The 20787-nt window shown below is 70.4% G+C and carries 18 protein-coding genes; 8 read left to right on the top strand and 10 right to left on the bottom strand.

From position 1 onward, the window contains the following. Nucleotides 1–6 precede the first annotated feature (6 nt). Nucleotides 7–885: an ion transporter gene (locus AACH10_RS18970; protein WP_341412053.1), complete on the top strand. Its 879-nt coding sequence runs from the start codon at nt 7–9 to the stop codon at nt 883–885. 12 nt (nt 886–897) lie between these two features. On the opposite strand, the gene AACH10_RS18965 is transcribed toward AACH10_RS18970, so the two are convergent. Further along, a complete protein-coding gene (locus AACH10_RS18965) occupies nt 898–1719 on the bottom strand; it encodes a segregation and condensation protein A (RefSeq protein WP_341412322.1) in 822 nt (273 codons plus the stop codon). Between the two features lie 135 nt (nt 1720–1854). Beyond that, on the bottom strand, nt 1855–2070 hold the full coding sequence (locus AACH10_RS18960) for a DUF3460 family protein (protein ID WP_341412052.1): 216 nt from the start codon (nt 2068–2070) through the stop codon (nt 1855–1857). Between the two features lie 105 nt (nt 2071–2175). Here AACH10_RS18960 and AACH10_RS18955 point away from each other — a divergent pair, with 105 nt between their 5' ends. After that, nucleotides 2176–3702: a CYTH and CHAD domain-containing protein gene (locus tag AACH10_RS18955; protein WP_341412051.1), complete on the top strand. Its 1527-nt coding sequence runs from the start codon at nt 2176–2178 to the stop codon at nt 3700–3702. A 50-nt stretch (nt 3703–3752) separates the two neighbouring features. Here the strand turns inward: AACH10_RS18955 and AACH10_RS18950 are convergent, their stop codons facing one another. Further along, a complete protein-coding gene (locus tag AACH10_RS18950; RefSeq protein WP_341412050.1) occupies nt 3753–5450 on the bottom strand; it encodes a SulP family inorganic anion transporter in 1698 nt (565 codons plus the stop codon). A gap of 265 nt (nt 5451–5715) precedes the next feature. On the opposite strand from AACH10_RS18950, the gene AACH10_RS18945 reads away from it, so the two are divergent. From AACH10_RS18945 to AACH10_RS18935, 3 genes are read left to right on the top strand one after another with little or no spacing between them, the layout of a single operon-like run. After that, complete coding sequence (locus AACH10_RS18945) at nt 5716–6102, top strand: response regulator (RefSeq protein WP_341412049.1); 387 nt, start codon at nt 5716–5718, stop codon at nt 6100–6102. After that, entirely contained in the window at nt 6080–6976 is an 897-nt protein-coding gene (locus AACH10_RS18940) for a transporter substrate-binding domain-containing protein (RefSeq protein ID WP_341412048.1), read from the top strand. The genes AACH10_RS18945 and AACH10_RS18940 overlap by 23 nt, the downstream gene beginning before the upstream one ends. After that, nucleotides 6969–8645, top strand: a complete 1677-nt coding sequence (locus AACH10_RS18935) for a sensor histidine kinase (RefSeq protein WP_341412047.1) — start codon at nt 6969–6971, stop codon at nt 8643–8645. The genes AACH10_RS18940 and AACH10_RS18935 overlap by 8 nt, the downstream gene beginning before the upstream one ends. A gap of 4 nt (nt 8646–8649) precedes the next feature. On the opposite strand, the gene metG is transcribed toward AACH10_RS18935, so the two are convergent. Then, the gene (gene metG / locus AACH10_RS18930) at nt 8650–10710 is read right to left on the bottom strand and encodes a methionine--tRNA ligase (RefSeq protein ID WP_341412046.1); all 2061 of its coding nucleotides are present in this window, start codon (nt 10708–10710) and stop codon (nt 8650–8652) included. A gap of 73 nt (nt 10711–10783) precedes the next feature. Next, nucleotides 10784–12703 (bottom strand): methyl-accepting chemotaxis protein, encoded by a 1920-nt coding sequence (locus AACH10_RS18925; RefSeq protein ID WP_341412045.1) that lies wholly within the window; start codon nt 12701–12703, stop codon nt 10784–10786. A gap of 346 nt (nt 12704–13049) precedes the next feature. On the opposite strand from AACH10_RS18925, the gene apbC reads away from it, so the two are divergent. Together apbC and AACH10_RS18915 are read left to right on the top strand one after the other, a co-directional pair. Next, nucleotides 13050–14144, top strand: a complete 1095-nt coding sequence (gene apbC / locus AACH10_RS18920) for an iron-sulfur cluster carrier protein ApbC (protein ID WP_341412044.1) — start codon at nt 13050–13052, stop codon at nt 14142–14144. 110 nt (nt 14145–14254) lie between these two features. After that, nucleotides 14255–15268 carry an SGNH/GDSL hydrolase family protein gene (locus tag AACH10_RS18915; RefSeq protein ID WP_341412043.1) on the top strand — a complete coding sequence of 338 codons (1014 nt, stop codon included), beginning with the start codon at nt 14255–14257 and terminating at the stop codon, nt 15266–15268. A gap of 37 nt (nt 15269–15305) precedes the next feature. Here AACH10_RS18915 and AACH10_RS18910 read toward each other — a convergent pair whose 3' ends face one another. From AACH10_RS18910 to AACH10_RS18890, 5 genes are all read right to left on the bottom strand, one after another. After that, nucleotides 15306–16316, bottom strand: a complete 1011-nt coding sequence (locus AACH10_RS18910) for a recombination-associated protein RdgC (protein ID WP_341412042.1) — start codon at nt 16314–16316, stop codon at nt 15306–15308. A 91-nt stretch (nt 16317–16407) separates the two neighbouring features. Further along, the gene (gene ahpF, locus AACH10_RS18905) at nt 16408–17979 is read right to left on the bottom strand and encodes an alkyl hydroperoxide reductase subunit F (protein ID WP_341412041.1); all 1572 of its coding nucleotides are present in this window, start codon (nt 17977–17979) and stop codon (nt 16408–16410) included. Nucleotides 17980–18144: 165 nt separating this feature from the next. Continuing rightward, nucleotides 18145–18720: an alkyl hydroperoxide reductase subunit C gene (gene ahpC, locus AACH10_RS18900; protein WP_341412040.1), complete on the bottom strand. Its 576-nt coding sequence runs from the start codon at nt 18718–18720 to the stop codon at nt 18145–18147. A gap of 113 nt (nt 18721–18833) precedes the next feature. Further along, nucleotides 18834–19301: a PaaI family thioesterase gene (locus tag AACH10_RS18895; protein ID WP_341412039.1), complete on the bottom strand. Its 468-nt coding sequence runs from the start codon at nt 19299–19301 to the stop codon at nt 18834–18836. Then, nucleotides 19298–19960, bottom strand: a complete 663-nt coding sequence (locus tag AACH10_RS18890; protein WP_479725278.1) for a transglutaminase-like domain-containing protein — start codon at nt 19958–19960, stop codon at nt 19298–19300. Before AACH10_RS18890 ends, AACH10_RS18895 begins: the two co-directional genes overlap by 4 nt. 172 nt (nt 19961–20132) lie before the next feature. Between AACH10_RS18890 and AACH10_RS18885 the strand changes: the two genes are divergently transcribed. Next, the gene (locus AACH10_RS18885) at nt 20133–20771 is read left to right on the top strand and encodes a 2-hydroxychromene-2-carboxylate isomerase (protein WP_341412038.1); all 639 of its coding nucleotides are present in this window, start codon (nt 20133–20135) and stop codon (nt 20769–20771) included. The last annotated feature ends 16 nt before the right edge of the window (nt 20772–20787 follow it).

Below are 20787 nucleotides of genomic sequence, written 5' to 3'. Positions count from 1 at the left end.
CGCGCCATGAACGCTGCACCGCCTGCCGACCTGGCCGCCGCCGCCACCTTCGGCCGCCCGCTGGCCGGCTGGCGGCTGAAGGCCTACGCCATCATCTTCGAGGCCGACACCCGCGCCGGCCGCGCCTTCGACCTGGCGCTGGTGGGCCTGATCCTGGCCAGCGTGGCGGTGGTCATGCTCGACAGCGTGGCCAGCCTGCATGCCCAGTGGGGCGGGGTGTTCACGGTGCTGGAATGGGGCTTCACGGCGCTGTTCACGCTGGAGTACCTGCTGCGCCTGGCCTGTGTGCAGCAGCCCTGGCGCTATGCGCGCAGCTTCTTCGGCGTGGTCGACCTGCTGGCCATCGCGCCCACCTACCTGGCGCTGCTGTTCCCGGCGCTGCATGCGCTGATCGATGTGCGCGTGCTGCGGCTGCTGCGCATCTTCCGCATCCTGAAGCTGGCGGCCTATGTCAGCGAGTACCGCGCGCTGGGCCAGGCGCTGTGGGCCACGCGGCGCAAGATCGCGGTGTTCCTGGGCTTCGTGCTGCTGGTCACGCTGGTGATGGGCACGCTGATGTACGTTGTGGAGGGGCCGGCCAACGGCTTCACCAGCGTGCCGGTGTCGGTGTACTGGGCCATCACCACGATGACCACCGTGGGCTTCGGCGACATCACGCCCAAGACCGACCTGGGCCGCCTGATCGCCAGCACGATGATGCTGCTGGGCTGGGGCACGCTGGCCGTGCCCACCGGCATCGTCAGCGCCGAGATCGCCGCGCGCCGTGGCCCGGCCGAGGTGACCACGCGCACCTGCCCGGCCTGCCTGAGCGAGGGCCACCTGTCCAGCGCGCGCTTTTGCCGCGACTGCGGCCAGCCGCTGCCGCGCCACCAGCGCGACGCCTGACCGGCCGGCGGCTCAGGCCGGCTGGTAGGCCAGGCGCACGTAGATCGGCGCGAAGGCCTCGGCCTGGGTGATCTCGAGCAGGTGCTCGCGCGCCAGTTCGAGCATGGCGATGAAGGTCACCACCATCACCGGCACGCCGCGCGTGGGGTCGAACAGGTCCTCGAACTCGACGAAGCGCCGGCCCTGCAGCGTGCGCAGCACGATGCTCATGTGCTCGCGCACGCTCAGCTGCTCGCGGCTGATGCGGTGGTGCTGGTTGAGCTTGGCGCGGCGCAGGATGTCGGCCCAGGCCTCGCGCAGGTCGACCACCTCCACATCGGGGAAGCGCGGCTTCAGGCTCTGCTCGATGTGCACCTGGGCGCGCAGGAAGTCGCGACCGATCATCGGCAGCTGGTCCAGCCGGGCGGCGGCCAGCTTCATCTGCTCGTACTCGAGCAGGCGGCGCACCAGCTCGGCCCGCGGGTCGGCCACCTCGCTGCCGTCGTCGCTCTTCTTGGGCGGCAGCAGCATGCGCGACTTGATCTCGATCAGCATCGCCGCCATCAGCAGGTACTCGCTGGCGAGCTCGAGGTTGCGCTGGCGGATCTGGTCGACGTAGGCCAGGTACTGGCGCGTCACGTCGGCCAGCGGGATGTCGAGGATGTTGAAGTTCTGCTTGCGGATCAGGTAGAGCAGCAGGTCCAGCGGGCCTTCGAAGGCCTCGAGGAACACCTCCAGCGCATCCGGCGGGATGTACAGGTCCTGCGGCATGGCGAACAGCGGTTCGCCATACAGGCGCGCCACCGCCACGTGGTCCACCGGCAGCGCGTCGGTGTCGGGCGCGGCGCGCGGCAGCCCGTCGTCGGCCGACGGGTTCAGGGCCGCCTCCAGCAGCGCGGCGGCCTCGGTGGACTTGCTCACGTCGTGGACGGGCGGGTCAGGCGGAAGGGCAGGCGGGGCTCGGCACCGGCGCGGGGCGGCCGGGCGGCCTCAGCGCGTGCTGTTCTTCGGACGGCCGAAGTACACGTAAGCGCCCTGCGGCACGCGGGCGGCCTTGAAGTCGGCCTGCGCGTCGCGGTCCTGCTCGCGGTCCCACAGCAGGTTGCGGCCGGCGCGCTGCTCGGCTTCCAGCGTCGGCTTCTTGGCCTTCAGCTCGTTGATGAACTGGGTGGCTTCGGACTGGTAGTGCTTCCAGAAAAGCGGCATGGCGTGGGCTCGTTCGGCAAGGCGGAGCGGGGGCTCCGGGTCAACCCGGCATTGTATGCGTGGCACCGGCCGCGGCTGTCACGGTCGCATGGCACCATCGTCGCCATGACGCACGAGGTCGAGCTGAAGTTCCGCATCCCCGCCCATCGCCTGGCCGCACTGCGCCGCGCCGTGGCCACCCGCAGCGCCCGGCCGCTGACGCTGGCCGCCCGCTACATGGAGACGCCCGATGGCGACCTGGGCCGCGCCCGCGTGGCGCTGCGCCTGCGCCAGGAGGGCGACGGCTGGGTGCAGACGCTCAAGGCCGAGGGCCGTGTGGCGCTGCAGCGGCTGGAGCACAACGTGCCGCTGCCGGACGAGGCCACGCCAGCGCTCGACATCGCCCGCCATGACGGCACCGAGGCCGGCGCCCGCCTGCGCGAGGTGCTGGCCGGCGCGCGCCAGGCCACGTTGCGCGAGCACTACGCCACCGCGGTGCAGCGCACCTGCCGGACGGTGCGGCACCAGGGCGCGCTGATCGAGCTGGCGCTCGACGAGGGCGAGATCCGCGCCGGCGGCCTGGTGCTGCCGGTGTGCGAGATCGAGTTCGAGCTGCTGCAGGGCGAGCCGGCGGCGCTGCTGGGCCTGGCCGCCGCCTGGGCCCGCCGCTTCGAGCTGTGGCTGGACGTGCGCAGCAAGAGCGAACGCGGCCATGCGCTGGCGCACCAGGCGCAGCAGCCCGGCGGCAGCGCGGCGCAGGCCATCAGCCGGCCGGCCCGACCGCGGGCGCTGACCTTGCCCGGCACGCTGGGCCCGCAGGCCGCCGCGGCGGCGATGCTGGCCGAGGGCCTGCAGCAGGCGCTGGCCAATGCCAGCCAGATCGCCGATGGCCAATGGCAGCCCGAGCACCTGCACCAGCTGCGCGTGGGCCTGCGCCGGCTGCGCAGCGTGCTGCGCCTGCATGCGGCGCTGCTGCCGGGCCTGGAGCCGGCGCTGGCCGACGCGGTGGCCGCGCTGTTCCAGCGCCTGGGCGCCGCACGCGACCGGGATGTGCGTGCCGCCTGGCTGTGGCCGGTGCTGCACGCCGCCGGCGGCCCGGCCATCGCCCAGCCCGAGCCGCAGGTCGATGCGCTGGACCTGCCAGCCTGGCTGACCAGTGCTGACACGCAGCAGCTGTGGCTGCGCCTGCTGGCGCTGACGCTGCCGGGCGCCGTGCTGTCCGCCGGGGCCGAGGCGCGGGCTGCGGGCCAGGGGACGGCCAAGGCCCTGCGCCAGGCCCTGCGTCCACCGCTGCACAGCCTGCTGCGCCAGTTGCGGCGCGATGCCCGCGCCTTCGCCACGCTGGACGATGCGGCGCGCCACCGCCTGCGCCGGCGCATCAAGCGCCTGCGCTACGCGGCCGAACTGAGCGCCAGCCTGTGGCCGGCGCGGCGGCTGCAGGCGCTGCTCGACGCGCTGCAGCAGGCCCAGCGGCCGCTGGGGGTGCTGAACGACGCGGTGGTGGCCGCCGCCCATTGCCGGGCTCTGGCGGGCGGGCAGCCCGAGGCCTGGTTCGCGGTGGGCTGGTTGGCGGCACGCCACGAGGCTGCGGTGGCGGCCTGCAGCGCGCCGATGGCGGCGCTGGCCGAGGTGCGCTCGCCCTGGGCCGACTGACCGACTGACGCCCGGGCCTGACCCACGCGTGACCCCCGCGCGCCGCCGCCTCAACCGGCCGCTGGCGGGGTCATCGTCGGCACCACGCCCGCCGCATCGGCCACGCTGGGCACGATCTGCTCGGCGCCGATCTCGGCCTCGAAGCCCGATCGGCGGATCAGGCCCAGCGGCTGCGGGTTCACGTGGGCCAGCACCAGGGCCACGCCGCGGCGCTGCAAGGCGGCGTGCAGTTGGTGCAGGGCGTCCAGCCCCGAGGTGTCCATCGAGATCAGGCGGTGCATCTCCAGCACCACCGCGCGCGTGCCCTCGGGCACCTGGGCCGGCAGGGCCTCGATCTTGCCCACCGCGCCGAAGAACAGCGCGCCGTACAGCTCGAAGGCCGCCACGCCCGCAGGCAGCGGGTCGGCGCTGGCATGCGGCTGCACCGAGAACAGGCTGCTCATGCGGTAGATGAAGAAGCCGCAGGCCATCAGCAGGCCCACCTCCACCGCCACCGTGAGGTCGAACACCACGGTCAGGACGAAGGTGCCCAGCAGCGTGGCGCGGTAGGGCAGCAGGAAGTGCTTGAGCCGCGCGAACTCGCGCCACTCGCCCATGTTCCAGGCTACGAACAGCAGGATGCCGGCCAGCGCCGCCAGCGGCACATGCAGGGCCAGCGGCGCGGCCACCAGCACCACGGCCAGCAGGGTGGCGGCGTGCACGATGCCGGCCACCGGCGTGGCGGCCCCGGCGCGCACATTGGTGACGGTGCGGGCGATGGTGCCGGTGGCCGGGATGCCGCCGAAGAACGGCGTCACCAGGTTGGCCAGCCCTTGAGCCATCAGCTCCTGGTTGGGATCGTGGCGTGGATGCTGCGGCGCCATGTTGTCGGCCACGCGCGCGCACAGCAGCGATTCGATGGCGCCGAGCAGCGCGATGGTGATGGTGGGGATCACCAGCTGCTTGGCGGTGGCCCAGTTCAGGTCGGGCAGCGCGAAGGTGGGCAGGGCCTGCGGGATGCCGCCGAAGCGGCTGCCGATGGTCTCGACCTTCAGCCCCAGCAGCAGCGTGGCCAGCGTGGCCAGCGCCAGCGCGACGATGGTGCCCGGCACATGCGCGGCCAGCCGCCGCGTGTGGGCCAGCGCACCCACCGGGCCCACCGGCATGGTGTAGCTCTTGGGCCACAGCACCACCAGGGCCAGGCAGCCCAGGCCGAGCGCCAGCGCGGCCGGGTTCAGCGTGTGGGCATGGCGCGCCAGCATGGCGATCTGGCTGAAGAAGTCGCCGGGCATCTTGTCGATGGCCAGGCCCAGCAGGTCCTTCACCTGGCTCAGGCCGATCAGCACCGCGATGCCATTGGTGAACCCGATGACGATGGACACCGGGATGTAGCGCACCAGCGCGCCCAGCCGCAGCCAGCCCATCACGAACAGCAGCACGCCGGCCAGCGAGGTGGCCAGCAGCAGGTTGGCCAGGCCGTAGCGCTCGATGATGCCGTAGACGATGACGATGAAGGCGCCGGCCGGACCGCCGATCTGCACCTGCGAGCCGCCCAGCGCCGAGATCAGGAAGCCGGCGATGATGGCCGTGAACAGCCCGGCCTCGGGCTTCACGCCGCTGGCGATGGCGAAGGCCATGGCCAGCGGCAGCGCCACGATGCCCACCGTGAGGCCGGCACCGCAATCGGCGGCGAACTGCTGGCGTGTGTAGCCGCGCAGCGCCGAGATCAGGCGTGGGCGGAAGGGATGGATCGGGACGGGAAAGGACATGCGGCCTCCGACGGACGGGAACGTGGAACGGTGCGGTTCAACGTCGGAGGGCCGCCATGCTGGATGCGCGCGATGTAGCGCCGGCGCGCGGAAATGCGCGCTGCAGCGGGGCCAATGGCGGGGCTGGCATGCATGGCTGGGCCCATGCTATCACCCGTATCTGCGGGTAACACCTGAGCGCGTTGACCGGCCTCACCCCACGCCGGGCTGAATGCCGATACGATGCCGATCACCCTTTCGTGCACGATGGGCCGCAGGTGCGCACATGCTGAACACGGTGATGGTGGTTGACGACAGCGACATGGACCTGCTGTTCGCCCGCATCATGCTGGAGCGCGCAGCGCTGGCCGAGCGGCTGCTGTGCTTCGACACCGCCCGCACGGCGCTGGCCTTCCTGGACACGCCCGAGGGCGCGGCAGTCGACCTCATCCTGCTGGACATCCACATGCCGGGAATGAACGGCTTCGAGTTCCTGCAGCAGCACGAGGCCGCCAGCGCAGCGGCCGGACGCCCGGCCGTGCCGGTGGTGATGCTGACCTCGTCGCCTGACCCGGCCGACCGGGCGCGCGCGGCGCAGTACCGCTGCGTGCGCGACTACCTGGTCAAGCCGCTGAGCCTGGACGCCGCGCATGACATCGCCGCCGCGCACTGAGCCCGACGGCGCGCCGGGGCTGTCGCCGGCCCTGCAGCGCTGGCTGCAGGCGCGTCAGCCGGTGCGTTTCGGGCCCGAGCGCGACTACGGGCCGTTCGTGTTCCAGCAGCCCGATGGCCGGCTGGACGGCCTGTCGGTCGACATGCTGCGCCTGGTGCAAGCGCGCACCGGGCTGCAGGTGCGCGAGCTGCCGGCGGCGCCGCTGCGCGAGTTGCTGGCCGCGGCGCGCACGCGGCAGGTGGATCTGCTGTCGTCGCTGCGACCCACGCCCGAGCGGGCCGAGTACCTGCGCTTCAGCCAGCCGTATGTGTCGGTGCCTGCGCTGCTGGTGCGCCGGGCCGACGACGCCGTGGTTGGCCTGGCGCAGCTGGCGGGTGTGGCGGTGGCGGTGGGCGACGGCTATGCGGTCGAGGCGCCGATGCGCCAGCGCCATCCGGCCGTGCGCTGGGTGCCGATGGCCGATGACGGCCTGGCGCTGACCGCGCTGCTGCAGGGCGCCGTGCAGGCCGTGGTGGTGGATGCGGCCAGCCTCGCCTTCCTGGTGCGCAGCCGGGGCCTGGGCGGCTTGCGCGCCGACGGGCCGGTGGGCTTCGAGTACACGCTGAGCTTCGGTGTGCGCGCCGACTGGCCCGAGCTGGTGGAGGTCATCAACCGCGGCATCCAGCTGATCGGCAAGCAGGAGCGCCAGCGTGTGCTCGACCGCTGGCTGACGCCGCTGCCGGCGCTGGCCGAGGCGGCCACCGGGTCGTGGGCGGTGCGCTGGGGCGGGGCGCTGGCGCTGCTGCCGGTGCTGACGCTGGGTGGCCTGTGGCTGCGCCGTCGCCGCCTGCGCGCGCAGAAGCGGCCGCCCGATACGGGGGACCGCCTTGGCTGAACCGATCACCGGCTTCGATGCCTTGCCGCCGCCACCGGGCCAGCCCGATGAGCCGGCGGCCGACGAAGCCGGGCCGGGCCGCCGCCTGCGCCTGATCTGGCAGTGCCTGCTGCTGGCTCTGGGCTATGGCGCGGCGGCCATGCTGTCGATCGCGCTGAGCCGCGAGCCGGGCTCGGTGGCCAACATCTGGTACGCCAACGCGGTGGCCGTGGTGGTGCTGCTGCGCCAGCCGGTCGCGCACTGGCCGGCGTTGCTGCTGGCCGTGGGCCTGGCCAACGTGGCCGCCAACCGGTGGTGGGGCGATCAATGGTCCACCGTGCTGCTGCTGGCCGTGCCCAACCTGCTGGAGGTCGCGCTGGCCGCCTGGAGCCTGCGCCGCCTCCGCCTGCCGGCCGAGCCGCTGCGTGCGCCGATGAGCCTGCTGCGTCTGCTGCTGCACGGCGCCTTCCTGCCGCCGCTGGCGGCGGCCGTGCTGGCGGCCGTGCTGCTGGGCTGGCATGGCGCGCGCGAGCCCTGGCTGGTGGGCCTGACCTGGCTGGAGGGCGGCACGATCGGCGCGGTGTCGGTGCTGCCGCTGGGCCTGGCCCTGGCACCGGCCCCGTGGCAGGCCCTGGGTCGGGTGGCCAACGACCTGCGCGCGATGCTGATGCTGCCGCTGGCGGTGGGCCTGTCGCTGGTGTGTCTGGCGGTCATGCCGTACCCGTTCGTCTACGTGCTGCTGCCGCTGCTGGCCGCCGCCATATTGCTCGACATGACGGCGGTGGCGCTGCTGACGCTGTCGGTGTCGCTGACCATCGCGCTGGCGCTGGGCACCGGCGTGCTGCTGCCACCGCCCACCACGGCCGAATGGCAGTTGGGCCTGGTGTACATGGCGGTGGCGGCCGTGCTGGTGCCGGCGCTGCTGCTGGCCAGCGCCGTGGCCGCCTGGCGCGACGACCATGCCCGGCTGCTGCAACGCAGCGAACAGCTGGAGCGCGCCCATGCCGGCCTGCGCCAGTTCGTGCACGCGGCCTCGCACGACCTGCGCGAGCCGCTGAATGCCATCACGCAGTTCAATGCGCTGGTGCGCGATGACCACGGCGGACGCCTGCCGCCCGATGCGCGCGACTGGCTGGGCCGCGTGGCCAGCGAGGCGCAGCGCATGCGCGCCATGCTCGACGAGGTGCTGCAGTACGCCCAGGTGCAGCGCCTGTCGCTGCCGCCACCGCAGGCGGTGGCGCTGGACACCGTGCTGGCCGAGGTGCTGAGTGCGCTGCCGGCGGCGCAGCGCGCGGCCGTGCGCCTGTCACCGTTGCCGGTGGTGGCGGGGCAGCAGGGCCTGCTGGTGCAACTGTTCGCCCACCTGGTGGGCAATGCGCTGAAGTTCGTGGCGCCGGGTCAGGCGCCGGAGGTCAGCGTGCGGGCGCTGGCGCGCGACGGCTGGGCTGCGGTGGTGGTGGCCGATCACGGCATCGGCATCGCCGAGGCCGACCTGCCGCGGCTGTTCCAGCCCTTCCAGCGCCTGCACCGGCGCGCCGACTACCCCGGCACCGGCCTGGGCCTGGCGCTGTGCCAGCAGGTGGTGATGGCGCACGGTGGCGACATCACGCTGCGCTCGCGGCCCGGCCAGGGCACGCGCGTGCTGGTGCGCCTGCCGCTGTGGGCGGCGGCCGGGCGGGGCCCGGCCTGACGCGTCAGCGGATGCGCATGCCCGGCTGGGCGCCGGCGTGGGGCTCGAGGATGAAGATGCCCGGCGTGGCCTTCTCGTCGGCGTGGCTGGCGGCCAGCACCATGCCTTCGCTCAGGCCGAACTTCATCTTGCGCGGCGCCAGGTTGGCCACCATCACGGTGAGCTTGCCCAACAGCGCGGCCGGGTCGGGGTAGGCGCTGCGGATGCCGGAGAAGACATTGCGCATGCGGCCTTCGCCCACGTCCAGCGTCAGGCGCAGCAGCTTGGTGCTGCCGTCCACGAACTCGGCGTTGGCGATCTTCGCCACGCGCAGGTCCACCGCGGTGAAGGCGTCGATGCCGATCTCGGCGGCGATGTCCTCGCCACCGGGCTGCGGCGCGGGCGGGATGGCCTCGGCAGGAGGCTCGGGCGGTGTCAGCAGGGCCTCGACCTTGGCCGCGTCCACGCGCTGCATCAGGTGCTGGTAGGCGCCGATGGTGTGGGCGCCCAGTGCACGCGACGCATCGGCGAACTGCAGCGCCGGCACCTGCAGGAAGGCTTCCACGCTGGCGGCCAGCGCCGGCATCATGGGCTTGAGGTAGATGGTGAGCACGCGGAAGGCCTCGATGCACACCGAGCACACGTCGTGCAGCTGGGCCTCGGCATCGGGCTTCTTGGCCAGCTCCCAGGGCTTGTGCTGGTCGACGTACTCGTTCACGCGGTCGGCCAGCAGCATGATCTCGCGCACGGCCTTGCCGAACTCGCGCGTTTCGTACAGCTCTTCCACCGTGGCCCGGTGGGCGCGCAGGCCATCCAGCAGCACGCGGCCTTCCACGCCGCAGTCGGCCGACAGCTTGCCGCCGAAGCGCTTGGCCAGGAAGCCGGCGGCGCGGCTGGCGATGTTGATGTACTTGCCGACCAGATCGCTGTTGACGCGGGCGATGAAGTCCTCGGGGTTGAAGTCGAGGTCTTCCACCCGGGCGTTGAGCTTGGCGCAGATGTAGTAGCGCAGCCACTCGGCGTTCAGGCCCAGCTCCAGGTACTTCAGCGGGCTGATACCGGTGCCGCGGCTCTTGCTCATCTTCTCGTTGTGCACGGTCAGGTGGCCGTGCACAAACACGTGATCCGGCACCTTGCGGCCGCTGAACTTCAGCATCGCCGGCCAGAACAGCGTGTGGAAGGTGACGATGTCCTTGCCGATGAAGTGCACCTGCTCGCGCTGCGGGTCGGCGAGGTAGGCGTCGAGGTCTTCGCCGCGTTTGTCCAGCAGGTTCTTCAGCGAGGCCAGGTAGCCCACCGGCGCGTCCAGCCAGACGTAGAAGTACTTGCCCGGCGCATCGGGGATCTCGATGCCGAAGTACGGCGCGTCGCGGCTGATGTCCCAGTCGCCGAGGTTGGCCTTGCCGTCCTCGTCGCGGGTGAACCATTCCTTGACCTTGTTGGCCACCTCGGGCTGCAGCTTGCCGTCCTGTGTCCACTGCTCCAGGAACTCGACGCAGCGCGGATCGCTGAGCTTGAAGAAGTAGTGCTCGCTGGTGCGCAATACCGGTGTGGCGCCGCTGAGCGCCGAGTACGGGTTCTTCAGCTCGGTGGGCTGGTACACCGCGCCGCAGACTTCGCAGTTGTCGCCGTACTGGTCCTTGGCGCCGCACTTCGGGCACTCGCCCTTGATGAAGCGGTCGGGCAGGAACATGCCCTTGTCGGGATCGTAGAACTGCTCGATCGTGCGCACCTCGATCAGCTCGTTCTTGCGCAGCGCGCGGTAGATGTCCTGGGCCAGCGCGTGGTTCTCGGGCGCGTCGGTGCTGTGCCAGTTGTCGAAGGCGATGTGGAAGCCGTTCAGGTAGGGTGGCCGGCCGGCGGCGATGTTGGCCACGAACTGCTGCGGCGTCACGCCGGCCTTCTCGGCGGCGATCATGATCGGCGCGCCGTGGGCGTCGTCGGCACAGACGAAGTCCACCTGCGCGCCCCGCATGCGTTGTGCCCGCACCCAGGTATCGGCCTGGATGTACTCCATGATGTGGCCGATGTGGAAGGCGCCGTTGGCGTAGGGCAGGGCGGTGGTGACGAAGAGCTTGCGGACCATGGCGGACCATCCAGGAAGACAGCCCGCGATTCTAAGTTGGGGCCATCGCCTGCGCCGGGCCGTCGCGTGAGCGTCAGCGCTCGACCCGGAATCGCGCCACCCCGGCGCTGAGCGACTGCGCCTGGCTGCGCATGGCACTGGCGGTGGCGGCCGTGTCGTGCACCAGGCGTGCGTTGCGCTGGGTGCTGCCGTCCAGCTCCTGCAGCGCGCTGCCGATGTGGGCCACGCCGGCGCTCTGCTCGGCCGCACCGCCGGAGATCTCGGCCAGCAGCTGCTTGATGCGGTCGGCGTTGCGCACCACCTGAGCCATGGTGCTGCCGGCGGCCTGCACGCGCTCGGTGCACTGGGCCACGGTGTCGACGCTGCCGCCGATCAGGTCGCGGATCTCGCGGGCGGCCAGGGCCGAGCGCTGGGCCAGCGCCCGCACCTCGGTGGCCACCACGGCAAAGCCCTTGCCCTGCTCGCCGGCGCGGGCGGCCTCCACCGCGGCGTTGAGCGCCAGGATGTTGGTGCGGAAGGCCAGCCCATCGATCACGCCGACGATGTCGGCGATGCGGCCCGAGGACGCGCGCACCGCGTCCATCGTGCTGACCACCTCGGACACCATGGCGCCGCCGGCGCCGGCGGTGGCCGCGTTGTCGACCGCCAGGCGCGCGGCATCGCGGCTGGCTTCGGCGCTCTGCTTCACCGTGGCGGCGATCTGCTCCATCGACGCAGCCGTCTCCTCCAGCGCTGCGGCATTCGCCTCGGTGCGTGCGGACAGGTCGCCTGCGCCCTGGCTCACCTGTTCAGCATTGGCCAGCAGGGCCTGCGCCGCATCGCGCACACCGACGACGATGCCGCACAGGCCCTGGCGCATGTCCTCCAGCGCCAGCATCACCTCGGCGATCTCGTCGCTGCCCACCACGTGGGCGGGCTGGCCCAGCCGGCCGTCGCGCACGGCGTGGATCTGGCCGGTCAGCGCCTGCACGCCGCGCGCCATCACACGGTAGAAGCTGCCCATCGCATACGCCGCCAGCAGCAGCCCGACCAGCACGGCGCCGAAGCTCAGCAGGCGCTGGCGCTCCAGCCGCGCGATGCGTTCGGCCAGCAGGCCGTCCAGCGCCGGCAGGCCGCGCTCGTACAGCGTGAACAGCTGGCCCAGCGCCTGCCGGCCGGCGTCGTAATGGGTTTGCGCGGCGCTGGCCGAGCGCTCGCGGCCCAGTTGCTGCGCGGCCGTGACGAAGGCCTGGGCGGCGGCCAGCGGCGCCATGTCCAGCTGACCGGCCAGTGCGGGGTTGGCCTTCACCACGTGCTGCAGGTGGGCGCCCAGGTCGCGGGCATACACGTTCGCGCTGGCGACCCAGCCGATGTAGCGGTTCTCGTGCGTGACGCTGCCGAAGCCGCCGTTGGCGGCCGCGAAGCTGCCCCAGCCCCAGACCTGGCCCAGGTCTTCGGCCAGGCGCGGCAGCGTGAGAACCAGCGCGTTGATGGTGTAGAAGCTGTCGACGTCGGGGTCGAGCACCAGGTTGGAGTCGTCGCCCACGCGCTGGATCAGCGTGACCAGCGCCGCGGACACCGGGCCGAACACCGTTCGCCCCTGGCCGTCGACGCCCTGGCGCGACGTGGCCGTGGCCTGCCAGGCGCGGGCGAGCTCATCCACCGTCGGCAGCAGCCCGAGGTCGTCACCCTCGGTGCGCAGGTGCTGCTGCAAGGCCTGCAGGGCGACGTCGGTGGCTTGGCGGGCACGCTGGTAATCGGCGGCCGCGTCATGCCCGCCCAGCAGGGCACGCGTGGCATTGCGCGTGGCCAGCACCCCTTGCAGCAGCGGCGCGACGCGGTGCATCACCGCCACGCCCAGCCGCTCCTTGCGGGCGAATTCGATCTCGGTGGCCATGTTGCTGGCCAGCAGCGTGCTCAGCACCGCGATCGGCAGCAGAAAGCACAGCGTGATCAGCGCCGCCTTGGCCGGAAAGCGCAGCCGCCGCAGCAGCCGCACGCCGGGGCGCAGCACCTGGTCGAGCCAGGCATCGCGCCCACCCGCGGACGGCCCGGCATCCGCCGAGGCGGACAGGGGGGCCGACGAGGAGCAACCCGTCAGAGCGGGGCCTGTGACTGCTGAGGCTCGCCTGGACATCGACAACTCTCCTGAAAGGGTGGGGGCGCGATGGAGACCATTGTTTCTGTGAGGGGCTTTCTCTATCGCCGAAGTAAGGGGTTCTTGATTGCCTAGATCGCTTCGGCCGTGCGGGGCATTCGGGGCGAGGGCGCGGACCGGCCGTGGCTTGGATAGACTCGCGCGCTGTCGTCCGCCGGCCCGTCGGGTCGGCGGTGCCTCCAGAACACCAGCCTCCAGCACCATGCCCACTGTTGTCGAAGCGGACCTGATCGCCGCCCTCAAGACCGTCGCCGACCCCCTCACGGGCAAGGACTTCGTTGGCACGCGCCAGTTGAAGAACCTGAAGATCGACGGCGATGACGTCGCCTTCGACGTCGAGCTCGGCTACCCGGCCAAGAGCCTGCACGGCGCGCTGCGCCGCCAGCTGATCGAGGCCGCGCGCAAGGTGCCGGGCGTGGGCAACGTCAGCGTCAACGTCAGCAGCCGCATCGTGGCGCATGCCGCGCAGCGCGGCGTGGCGCTGCTGCCGGGCGTCAAGAACATCATCGCCGTGGCCTCGGGCAAGGGCGGCGTGGGCAAGAGCACCACCGCCGCCAACCTGGCCCTGGCCCTGGCCGCCGAAGGCGCCACGGTGGGCATGCTGGACGCCGACATCTACGGCCCCAGCCAGCCGATGATGCTGGGCATCAGCGGCCGCCCCGAAAGCGTGGACGGCCAGAGCATGGAGCCGATGGAAGGCCACGGGCTGCAGGTGGCCTCGATCGGCTTCCTGGTCGAGCCCGACCAGGCCATGATCTGGCGCGGCCCGATGGCCACCCAGGCGCTCGACCAGCTGCTGCGCCAGACCCGCTGGCGCGAGCTCGACTACCTGATCGTCGACATGCCCCCGGGCACCGGCGACATCCAGCTCACGCTGAGCCAGCGCGTGCCGATCACCGGCGCGGTGATCGTCACCACGCCGCAGGACATCGCGCTGCTGGACGCCAAGAAGGGCGTGGCCATGTTCGAGAAGGTAGGCGTGCCCATCCTGGGCCTGGTGGAGAACATGGCGGTGTACTGCTGCCCCAACTGCGGCCACACCGAGCACATCTTCGGCGCCGACGGCGGCAAGAAGATGGCCGAGGAATACAAGTTCGATTACCTCGGCGCGCTGCCGCTGAACCGCAGCATCCGCGAACAGGCCGACTCCGGCCGCCCGACGCTGGTGTCGGACCCCGACGGCGAGATCGCCGGCCTGTACAAGAGCGTGGCCCGCCAGGTGGCCGTGAAGATTGCCGAGAAGGCCAAGGACTTCTCCAGCAAGTTCCCGACGATCACGGTGAGCAAGGGAACCTGAGAGCGGGTTTTCAGCATCCCGCGAGTGCGGGGTCGATGTGCGTGGGATGGTCCGCCACCACCAAAGTGCGTGATGCTTTGCGCTTCTTCACTGAATCGTTGAGCAGCGTCATGCCCTTGTCCACCTTGTTCCGTCCCGTCCTGGCCGCCGCTGTGATCGCTTCGGCGGCCATGCCTGCCTCAGCCTTCGATCAGGTGGTGGTCTTTGGCGACAGCCTGTCCGATACGGGGCGCTTGGCGGCGCTTTCTTCGACCCTGAATCTGCCGGGTATCGGCACGGTCCCTGCGTCGCCGTATGTGGATGGCCGCTTTTCCAACGGCATGGTGGCCGTTGAGTACCTGGCGCAGTCCTTGGGCCTGAGCGGTGCGCTCACCAATTACGCCTATGGTGGGGCCACCAGTGGCCTGCTCAATGCGCACTTCGGCATTGATGAGTTGATCGACCCGGGCCTGACCGCCGCTGCACTTCCGTTGCGTAACACCGGCATTCAATCGCAGGTGGGCATGTTCCAGGCAGACCTGGCAGCGGCCGGAAAGTCTGCGTCATCGTCAGCGTTGTACGTCGTTTGGGGCGGGGCCAACGATTTCCTGTACGCGCCCGCAGAGGTCTATCAAAGCCAGGCCGCGGCGATAAGCTTCATCCAAGGTGTGGTCGGCAATCTCGTGAGCTCGGTTCAGACCTTGTACGCGATGGGTGCCCGCAACTTCCTGCTGCCGACGCTGCCAGATCTGGGCATCACGCCGCGCACCATGGACTTGGGCGCGATCGAGTCTGGCGGGGCCACCAGTCTGTCATGGGTATTCAACACCGTACTGGTGAACACCTACAAGGGCCTGGCGTCAGCGCTTCCTGACGAACGCTTCTACGCCTTCAATACGTTCCTGGCCAGCCGTGATGCGCGTGCAAGCTTTGCCAATACTTCGGAGGCTTGCATCGCCACCGGCGATGCCAAGGACTGCCTGGGCTACATGTTCTTTGACGACATTCATCCGACAACGGCCACCCATGCCATGCTTGGCGCGCAAATGGCCGCGGCAGTCCCGGAGCCACACGGTGTGTTGCTGATGGCTTTGGGTGCTTTGGTTCTGCTGGGCCATTCGGCGCGCCGCCAACGTCGCGCATGACCACACGCGGCTGACCGTTTGCAGCCGTAACTGCAACTCAGGCGGCTGGGGCGTTCTCCCAAGGCGGCACATCCATTGCCGCTGGGTTGAGTGCCGCTGGCACCGGAGGGTTGCGAGCTAGGTTGTCTGGCATGACGCTCGGTGCAACGTCACCCAACGCCTGCTCGCCCCCCAACGCGTCCAGCAGATCGCCGATCATCGGCAGCAATTCGCCGGTGCTTATCGCCGCGTCGGCGTCGAAGTTCTCGTCGCGGCTGGCGCCGGGCTGCTTCTCGAACACGCCGTCCTCGAAGGCGATGCGCTTGACCTGCAGGCCCTCGGTCAGCACGAAGCTGACGCGGCCGTTCCAGGTCAGCGCCAGGCGGGTGGGCTGTTTGCCGGCGGCGATGTGCTCGCGGATCTCGGCGATCTCCAGCGTGTGGCGGGCATAGCGCACGGCGGGCTTTTCGCCGTCGGCGGCCTTCAGTTCGCAGTCGCGGTCGATCGTGAAGCCGGCCGGGGCTTCGCCGCTGACCAGCCACTCGGCCATTGCGGCCGCGGGCGACATGGCGGTGTTGATCGGCCGCGCGGCAAAGCCCGGCAGGGCCTCGGTCAGTGCGGTCAGCACCTCGTCGGCCTTGCTCTGGCTGCCGCAATCGATGGCCAGCAGGCGCTCTTCGGGCGCCAGCCACACACGCACGCTGCCGCGCTTGGTGAAGGCCTGTGGCAGCAATTCCTGCAGGGCCTGATCCTTCAGGTCCTGCTTGGCCTTGCGGCCGGGCTTGCGGCCGGTGTCCTGCTCGATCTTGGCCGCCAGCGCATCCACCTGGCGCTTGATCACCGAACCGGGCACCAGCTTGCGCTCGACCATCAGGCTCATCAGCCAGTGGCCGGCCACCGATTCCACCAGGGCGGCATGTGCATCGCCACGCGGGCTGGTCCAGCCCAGCGACACCGGTTGCGTGGCGCCACACTCGGTGAAGCGCGCCTTGCCGAGGGCGGCATCCAGGTCGGCGAAGTCCACCGTCCACTCGGGGACGATGCGGTAGATCAGCAGGTTCTTGAACACGGGCAGGCAGTCCGGCGGGGCAAAACCCGGCATCCTACCTGCCCGATGTGGCTTGACAGGCGCTGCAGAACAGCGCCCATCCCGACGACGCTCAGGCCGACGGTGCCGGCGTTCGGATCAGGTGGTCGAAGGCGCTCAGCGCGGCCTTGGCGCCTTCGCCGGTGGCGATGATGATCTGTTTGTACGGCACCGTGGTCACGTCACCCGCGGCAAAGATGCCCGGCACGCTGGTGTGGCACTTGGCATCGACCACGATCTCGCCGAATCGGCTCAGCTCCACCGTGCCCTTCAGGAACTCGGTGTTGGGCACCAGGCCGATCTGCACGAACACGCCCGCCAGCGGCAACTGGTGCTCGGCGCCCGAGACGCGGTCCTTGTAGTTCAACCCCGTCATCTTCTGGCCGTCGCCGATCACCTCGGTGGTTTGCGCGTTCACGTGGATGGTGACGTTGGGCAGGCTCTTCAACTTGTCCACCAGCACCTGGTCGGCCTTGAGCTGGTCGGCGAATTCCAGCAGCGTGACGCTGCGCACCACACCGGCCAGGTCGATCGCGGCCTCGACGCCCGAGTTGCCGCCGCCGATCACCGCCACGTCCTTGCCCTTGAACAGCGGGCCGTCGCAGTGCGGGCAGTAGGCCACGCCCTTGGTGCGGTACTCGGCCTCGCCGGGCACGTTCATGTTGCGCCAGCGCGCGCCGGTGGCCAGGATCACGCTGCGGCCCTTCAGCTGCGCGCCGTTGTCCAGCGTCACGGTGGCGTAGCCGCCGGGCTGCGCGGCCGGGTCGACCTTGGCCACGCGCTGCAGCGTGATGATGTCCACGCCGTAGTGGCGCACATGGGCCTCCAGCGCGGCGGCGAACTTCGGCCCCTCGGTCTCCAGCACCGAGATGAAGTTCTCGATGCCCAGCGTGTCCATGGTCTGGCCACCGAAGCGCTCGGCCACGATGCCGGTGCGGATGCCCTTGCGCGCGGCGTACACCGCGGCCGCGGCGCCGGCCGGGCCGCCGCCGATGATCAGCACCTCATACGGGGCCTTCTCACTCAGCTTGGCGGCCTCGCGCTGGGCGGCGCCGGTGTCGATCTTGGCCAGGATCTCGGCCACCTCCATGCGGCCGTTGCCGAAGGGCGCGCCATTCAGCACCACGCTGGGCACGGCCATGATCTGCTTGTCTTCCACCTCCTGCTGGAACAGGCCGCCGTCGATGGCCACGGCGCGGATGCGCGGGTTGAACACCGCCATCAGGTTCATGGCCTGCACCACGTCCGGGCAGTTGTGGCAGGTCAGGCTCATGTAGGTCTCGAAGCTGAAATCACCGTCGAGCGACTTGATCTGCTCCAGCACCTCGGGCTCCACCTTCGGCGGATGGCCACCGGCCCACAGCAGGGCCAGCACCAACGAGGTGAACTCGTGGCCCATCGGCACGGCGGCGAAGTGCACGCCCATGTCGTGGCCGACGCGGGTGATCTGGAAGCTGGGCTTGCGGGCGAACTGGCCGTCGAAGCGGGCGCCGATCTTGGCCGGCGCGATCGCCGCGATCTCGGTGATCAGCTCGCGGATCTGCTGCGCGCCTTCGCTGTCGTCCAGGCTGGCGATCAGTTCGATCGGCTGGCTGATGCGCTCGAAGTAGGCGGCGAGCTGCGCTTGGGTGTTGGCGTCGAGCATGGTGCGGTCCTTTCGCGGAATGTTCAGGCGTGGTCGTTCCGACCCCGTTGAAAGCATCCATGGGCGAAGGCCGCCGGACGCTTTCAACAGGGCCTGAAGCAGGGTTCAGGCTGGGGGAGGGAGGCGGGCGCCAGGCCCGCCTCGCTACAGATCATCGAAAGATGATCAGATCTTGCCGACGAGGTCCAGGCTGGGCGCGAGGGTCTTGGCGCCTTCCTTCCACTTGGCCGGGCACACCTGGCCGGGGTTGGCGGCGGTGTACTGGGCGGCCTTCAGCTTGCGCAGGGTTTCCGAGACGTCACGGGCGATCTCGTTGCTGTGCACTTCGGCGGTCTTGATCACACCCTCGGGGTTGATCACGAAGGTGCCGCGCAGCGCCAGGCCTTCTTCGGGGATGTGCACGCCGAAGGCGTTGGTCAGCACATGGGTGGGGTCGCCCACCAGCGGGAACTTGGCCTTGCCGACGGCCGGGCTGGTCTCGTGCCACACCTTGTGCGAGAAGTGCGTGTCGGTGGTGACGATGTAGACCTCGGCGCCGGCGGCCTGGAAGGCGGCGTAGTTGTCGGCGGCGTCTTCGATCTCGGTCGGGCAGTTGAAGGTGAACGCGGCCGGCATGAAGATCAGCACGGACCACTTGCCCTTCAGGCTCTCGTCGGAGACGGTGATGAACTCGCCCTTGCCATTGCGGTTGACGAAGGCCTGGGTCTTGAACGGCTGGACTTGCGTGTTGATCAGCGACATGTCGATTCCTTGTGTGGGTGGGTTGCGTCGATCGATGCGACGGAAGGAATCTTATGTGCGTTGCACCATTGGAGCGTTTGATTGATCCAATGTCGATCATTGGGGCTGGCTATTCAGCCGCCTTCATCGCCGGTCAACACGAAGGCCTTGCCGATCTTGAAGATGCCGCTCATGCGCACGGCCGGCACACCGTCGGCCGTCACCAGGCCCTGGGCGAACACCATCGTGCGGGTGCTGCGCAACACCTGCGCCTCGCCCTGCACCCAGCAGCCCAGCGGCGCCGGCGCCAGGTAGTCCAGCGTCAAGTTGACGGTGGGCAGGAACTTGTGCCCCACCTCGGGCGCCTTGCGGTGGATGGACAGCGGCAGCACCATGTCGCAGAAGCTGGCCAGCCAGCCGCCGTGGCAGTTCTTCATCGGGTTGCAGTGCCGCGGCTCGACGCGAAAGCCCAGCAGCACCAGGTCGCCGCCGGCCTCGGCCGGGCGCGGTTCGTGGCGCATGTACAGCGGGCCGTTGTTGGCAATGAAGCCGCTGGGCATGGGCAGGGCCTGGAAGCCCTCGGGAATGCCGGCGCCACTCATGCCGCGCCGCCCCCGGTCTCGCGCGCCACGTCGGCCATGAAATCACCGCTGGTGTCGTCCAGGCCGGGGTAATGGCGGTCGAAGTCGGCGCGCATGGCCGCCAGCGGCACGTCGTTGAAGCTGCCGCGCTGGGCCAGGTACTCCATGTGGCGTCGGCCCTCGCGGTCGTACGGGTGGTAGATCGAGTCGTGAATGCCGTCGAACTCCAGCGGCAGCAGGCCGAAGCGATCGCACAGCGACAGGTTGAAGGCCGGCGTGGCCTTGCGCCAGGCGCCGTCCAGCCAGATCTCGGTGTAGCCGTGCCAGTAGAAGGTGTCGGTCTGCATGCGCTGGCGCATGCGCTCGGTGCTGAGGTGGTTGCGCACGTCGGCAAAGCCCAGCCGCGCGGGGATGCCCGCGGCGCGGCACACGGCGGCCAGCGCCGCGGCCTTGGGCACGCACCAGCCCAGGCCGCGCTGGATGGCGGTGCTGGCCTTCATGCCCTGGGGCGTCAGGCTGATCTGGTACGGGTCATAACGGATGCCGTCGCGCACGGCCAGGTACAGCGCCACGGCGCGCTCACGGTCGCTGCTGCCCCGGGCGTGCTGTCTGGCGTAGGCCAGCACCTCGGGATGGTCGCTGTCGACCATGATGGCCGGGGCCAGGCTGTGGTTGTCCAAGGGGCGTCTCCTGTGTACGGCGGTGTTCGGTGGCGGTCCAGTTTGGCGGTAGTCTCGCGGCGGCCGTGTCACCGGTGCGCCAGGCCTTCGCGCGTGGCGGACGGTGTTATCCTGAAAGCGCTTTCAAAATCATGGACCACGTGGTTCGCGGCGTGGCCCTAGGAGACCCCCGGTGATCGAATGCTTCTTCGATTGCTCCAGCCCCTGGACCTGGCTGGGCTTCCACAACCTGCAGCCGCTGGCGGCCGAACTGGGCGTGCCGGTGCGCTGGCGGCCCATCCTGGTGGGCGGCATCTTCAATGCGGTGAATCCCAGCGTCTACGAGTCGCGTGCGCACGGCGTGCCGGCCAAGCAGGCCTACCTGAAGAAGGACCTGATGGACTGGGCCCAGCACTGCGGGTTGCCGATCCGCTTTCCGCCCACGGTGTTTCCGGTCAACAGCGTCAAGGCCATGCGCGGCTGCCTGTGGGCCGAGGCGCAGCACGGCCCGGCCGCGCTGGTGGCGCTGGCCACCGCGTACTTCGAGGCCTACTGGCGCGACGACCGCGACCTGTCGAAGGACGCGGTGCTGGCCGACTGCGCCCGCGCCGCGCGCCTGGACGCCGACGCGCTGGCCGCCGGCATCGCCACCCCCGCCATCAAGGCGCAGCTGAAGGCCAACACCGACGAGGCCATCGCCCGCGGGGCCTTCGGCTCGCCGACGATTTTTGTCGGCGGCGACGACATGTATTTCGGCAACGACCGGCTGCCGCTGGTGCGCGCGGCCGTGCTGCGCCGCCAGGGCCTGGGCGCGCCGGTGGGCCGCGCCTGAGCGGCTGCGGCCCGTG

The organism is Pseudaquabacterium inlustre, assembly GCF_038066595.1.
Classification (GTDB): domain Bacteria; phylum Pseudomonadota; class Gammaproteobacteria; order Burkholderiales; family Burkholderiaceae_C; genus Pseudaquabacterium; species Pseudaquabacterium inlustre.
This window is presented reverse-complemented; position numbering and strand designations above follow the sequence as displayed.

Bases quoted from the DNA above. Each gene is read 5' to 3' on its own strand.
- apbC (WP_341412044.1), top strand. From the start codon at position 13,050: ATGCCCACTGTTGTCGAAGCGGACCTGATCGCCGCCCTCAAGACCGTC.
- AACH10_RS18940 (WP_341412048.1), top strand. From the start codon at position 6,080: ATGACATCGCCGCCGCGCACTGAGCCCGACGGCGCGCCGGGGCTGTCG.
- AACH10_RS18970 (WP_341412053.1), top strand. From the start codon at position 7: ATGAACGCTGCACCGCCTGCCGACCTGGCCGCCGCCGCCACCTTCGGC.
- ahpF (WP_341412041.1), bottom strand. From the start codon at position 17,979: ATGCTCGACGCCAACACCCAAGCGCAGCTCGCCGCCTACTTCGAGCGC.
- ahpC (WP_341412040.1), bottom strand. From the start codon at position 18,720: ATGTCGCTGATCAACACGCAAGTCCAGCCGTTCAAGACCCAGGCCTTC.
- metG (WP_341412046.1), bottom strand. From the start codon at position 10,710: ATGGTCCGCAAGCTCTTCGTCACCACCGCCCTGCCCTACGCCAACGGC.
- AACH10_RS18915 (WP_341412043.1), top strand. From the start codon at position 14,255: ATGCCCTTGTCCACCTTGTTCCGTCCCGTCCTGGCCGCCGCTGTGATC.
- AACH10_RS18960 (WP_341412052.1), bottom strand. From the start codon at position 2,070: ATGCCGCTTTTCTGGAAGCACTACCAGTCCGAAGCCACCCAGTTCATC.
- AACH10_RS18945 (WP_341412049.1), top strand. From the start codon at position 5,716: ATGCTGAACACGGTGATGGTGGTTGACGACAGCGACATGGACCTGCTG.
- AACH10_RS18955 (WP_341412051.1), top strand. From the start codon at position 2,176: ATGACGCACGAGGTCGAGCTGAAGTTCCGCATCCCCGCCCATCGCCTG.
- AACH10_RS18895 (WP_341412039.1), bottom strand. From the start codon at position 19,301: ATGAGTGGCGCCGGCATTCCCGAGGGCTTCCAGGCCCTGCCCATGCCC.
- AACH10_RS18950 (WP_341412050.1), bottom strand. From the start codon at position 5,450: ATGTCCTTTCCCGTCCCGATCCATCCCTTCCGCCCACGCCTGATCTCG.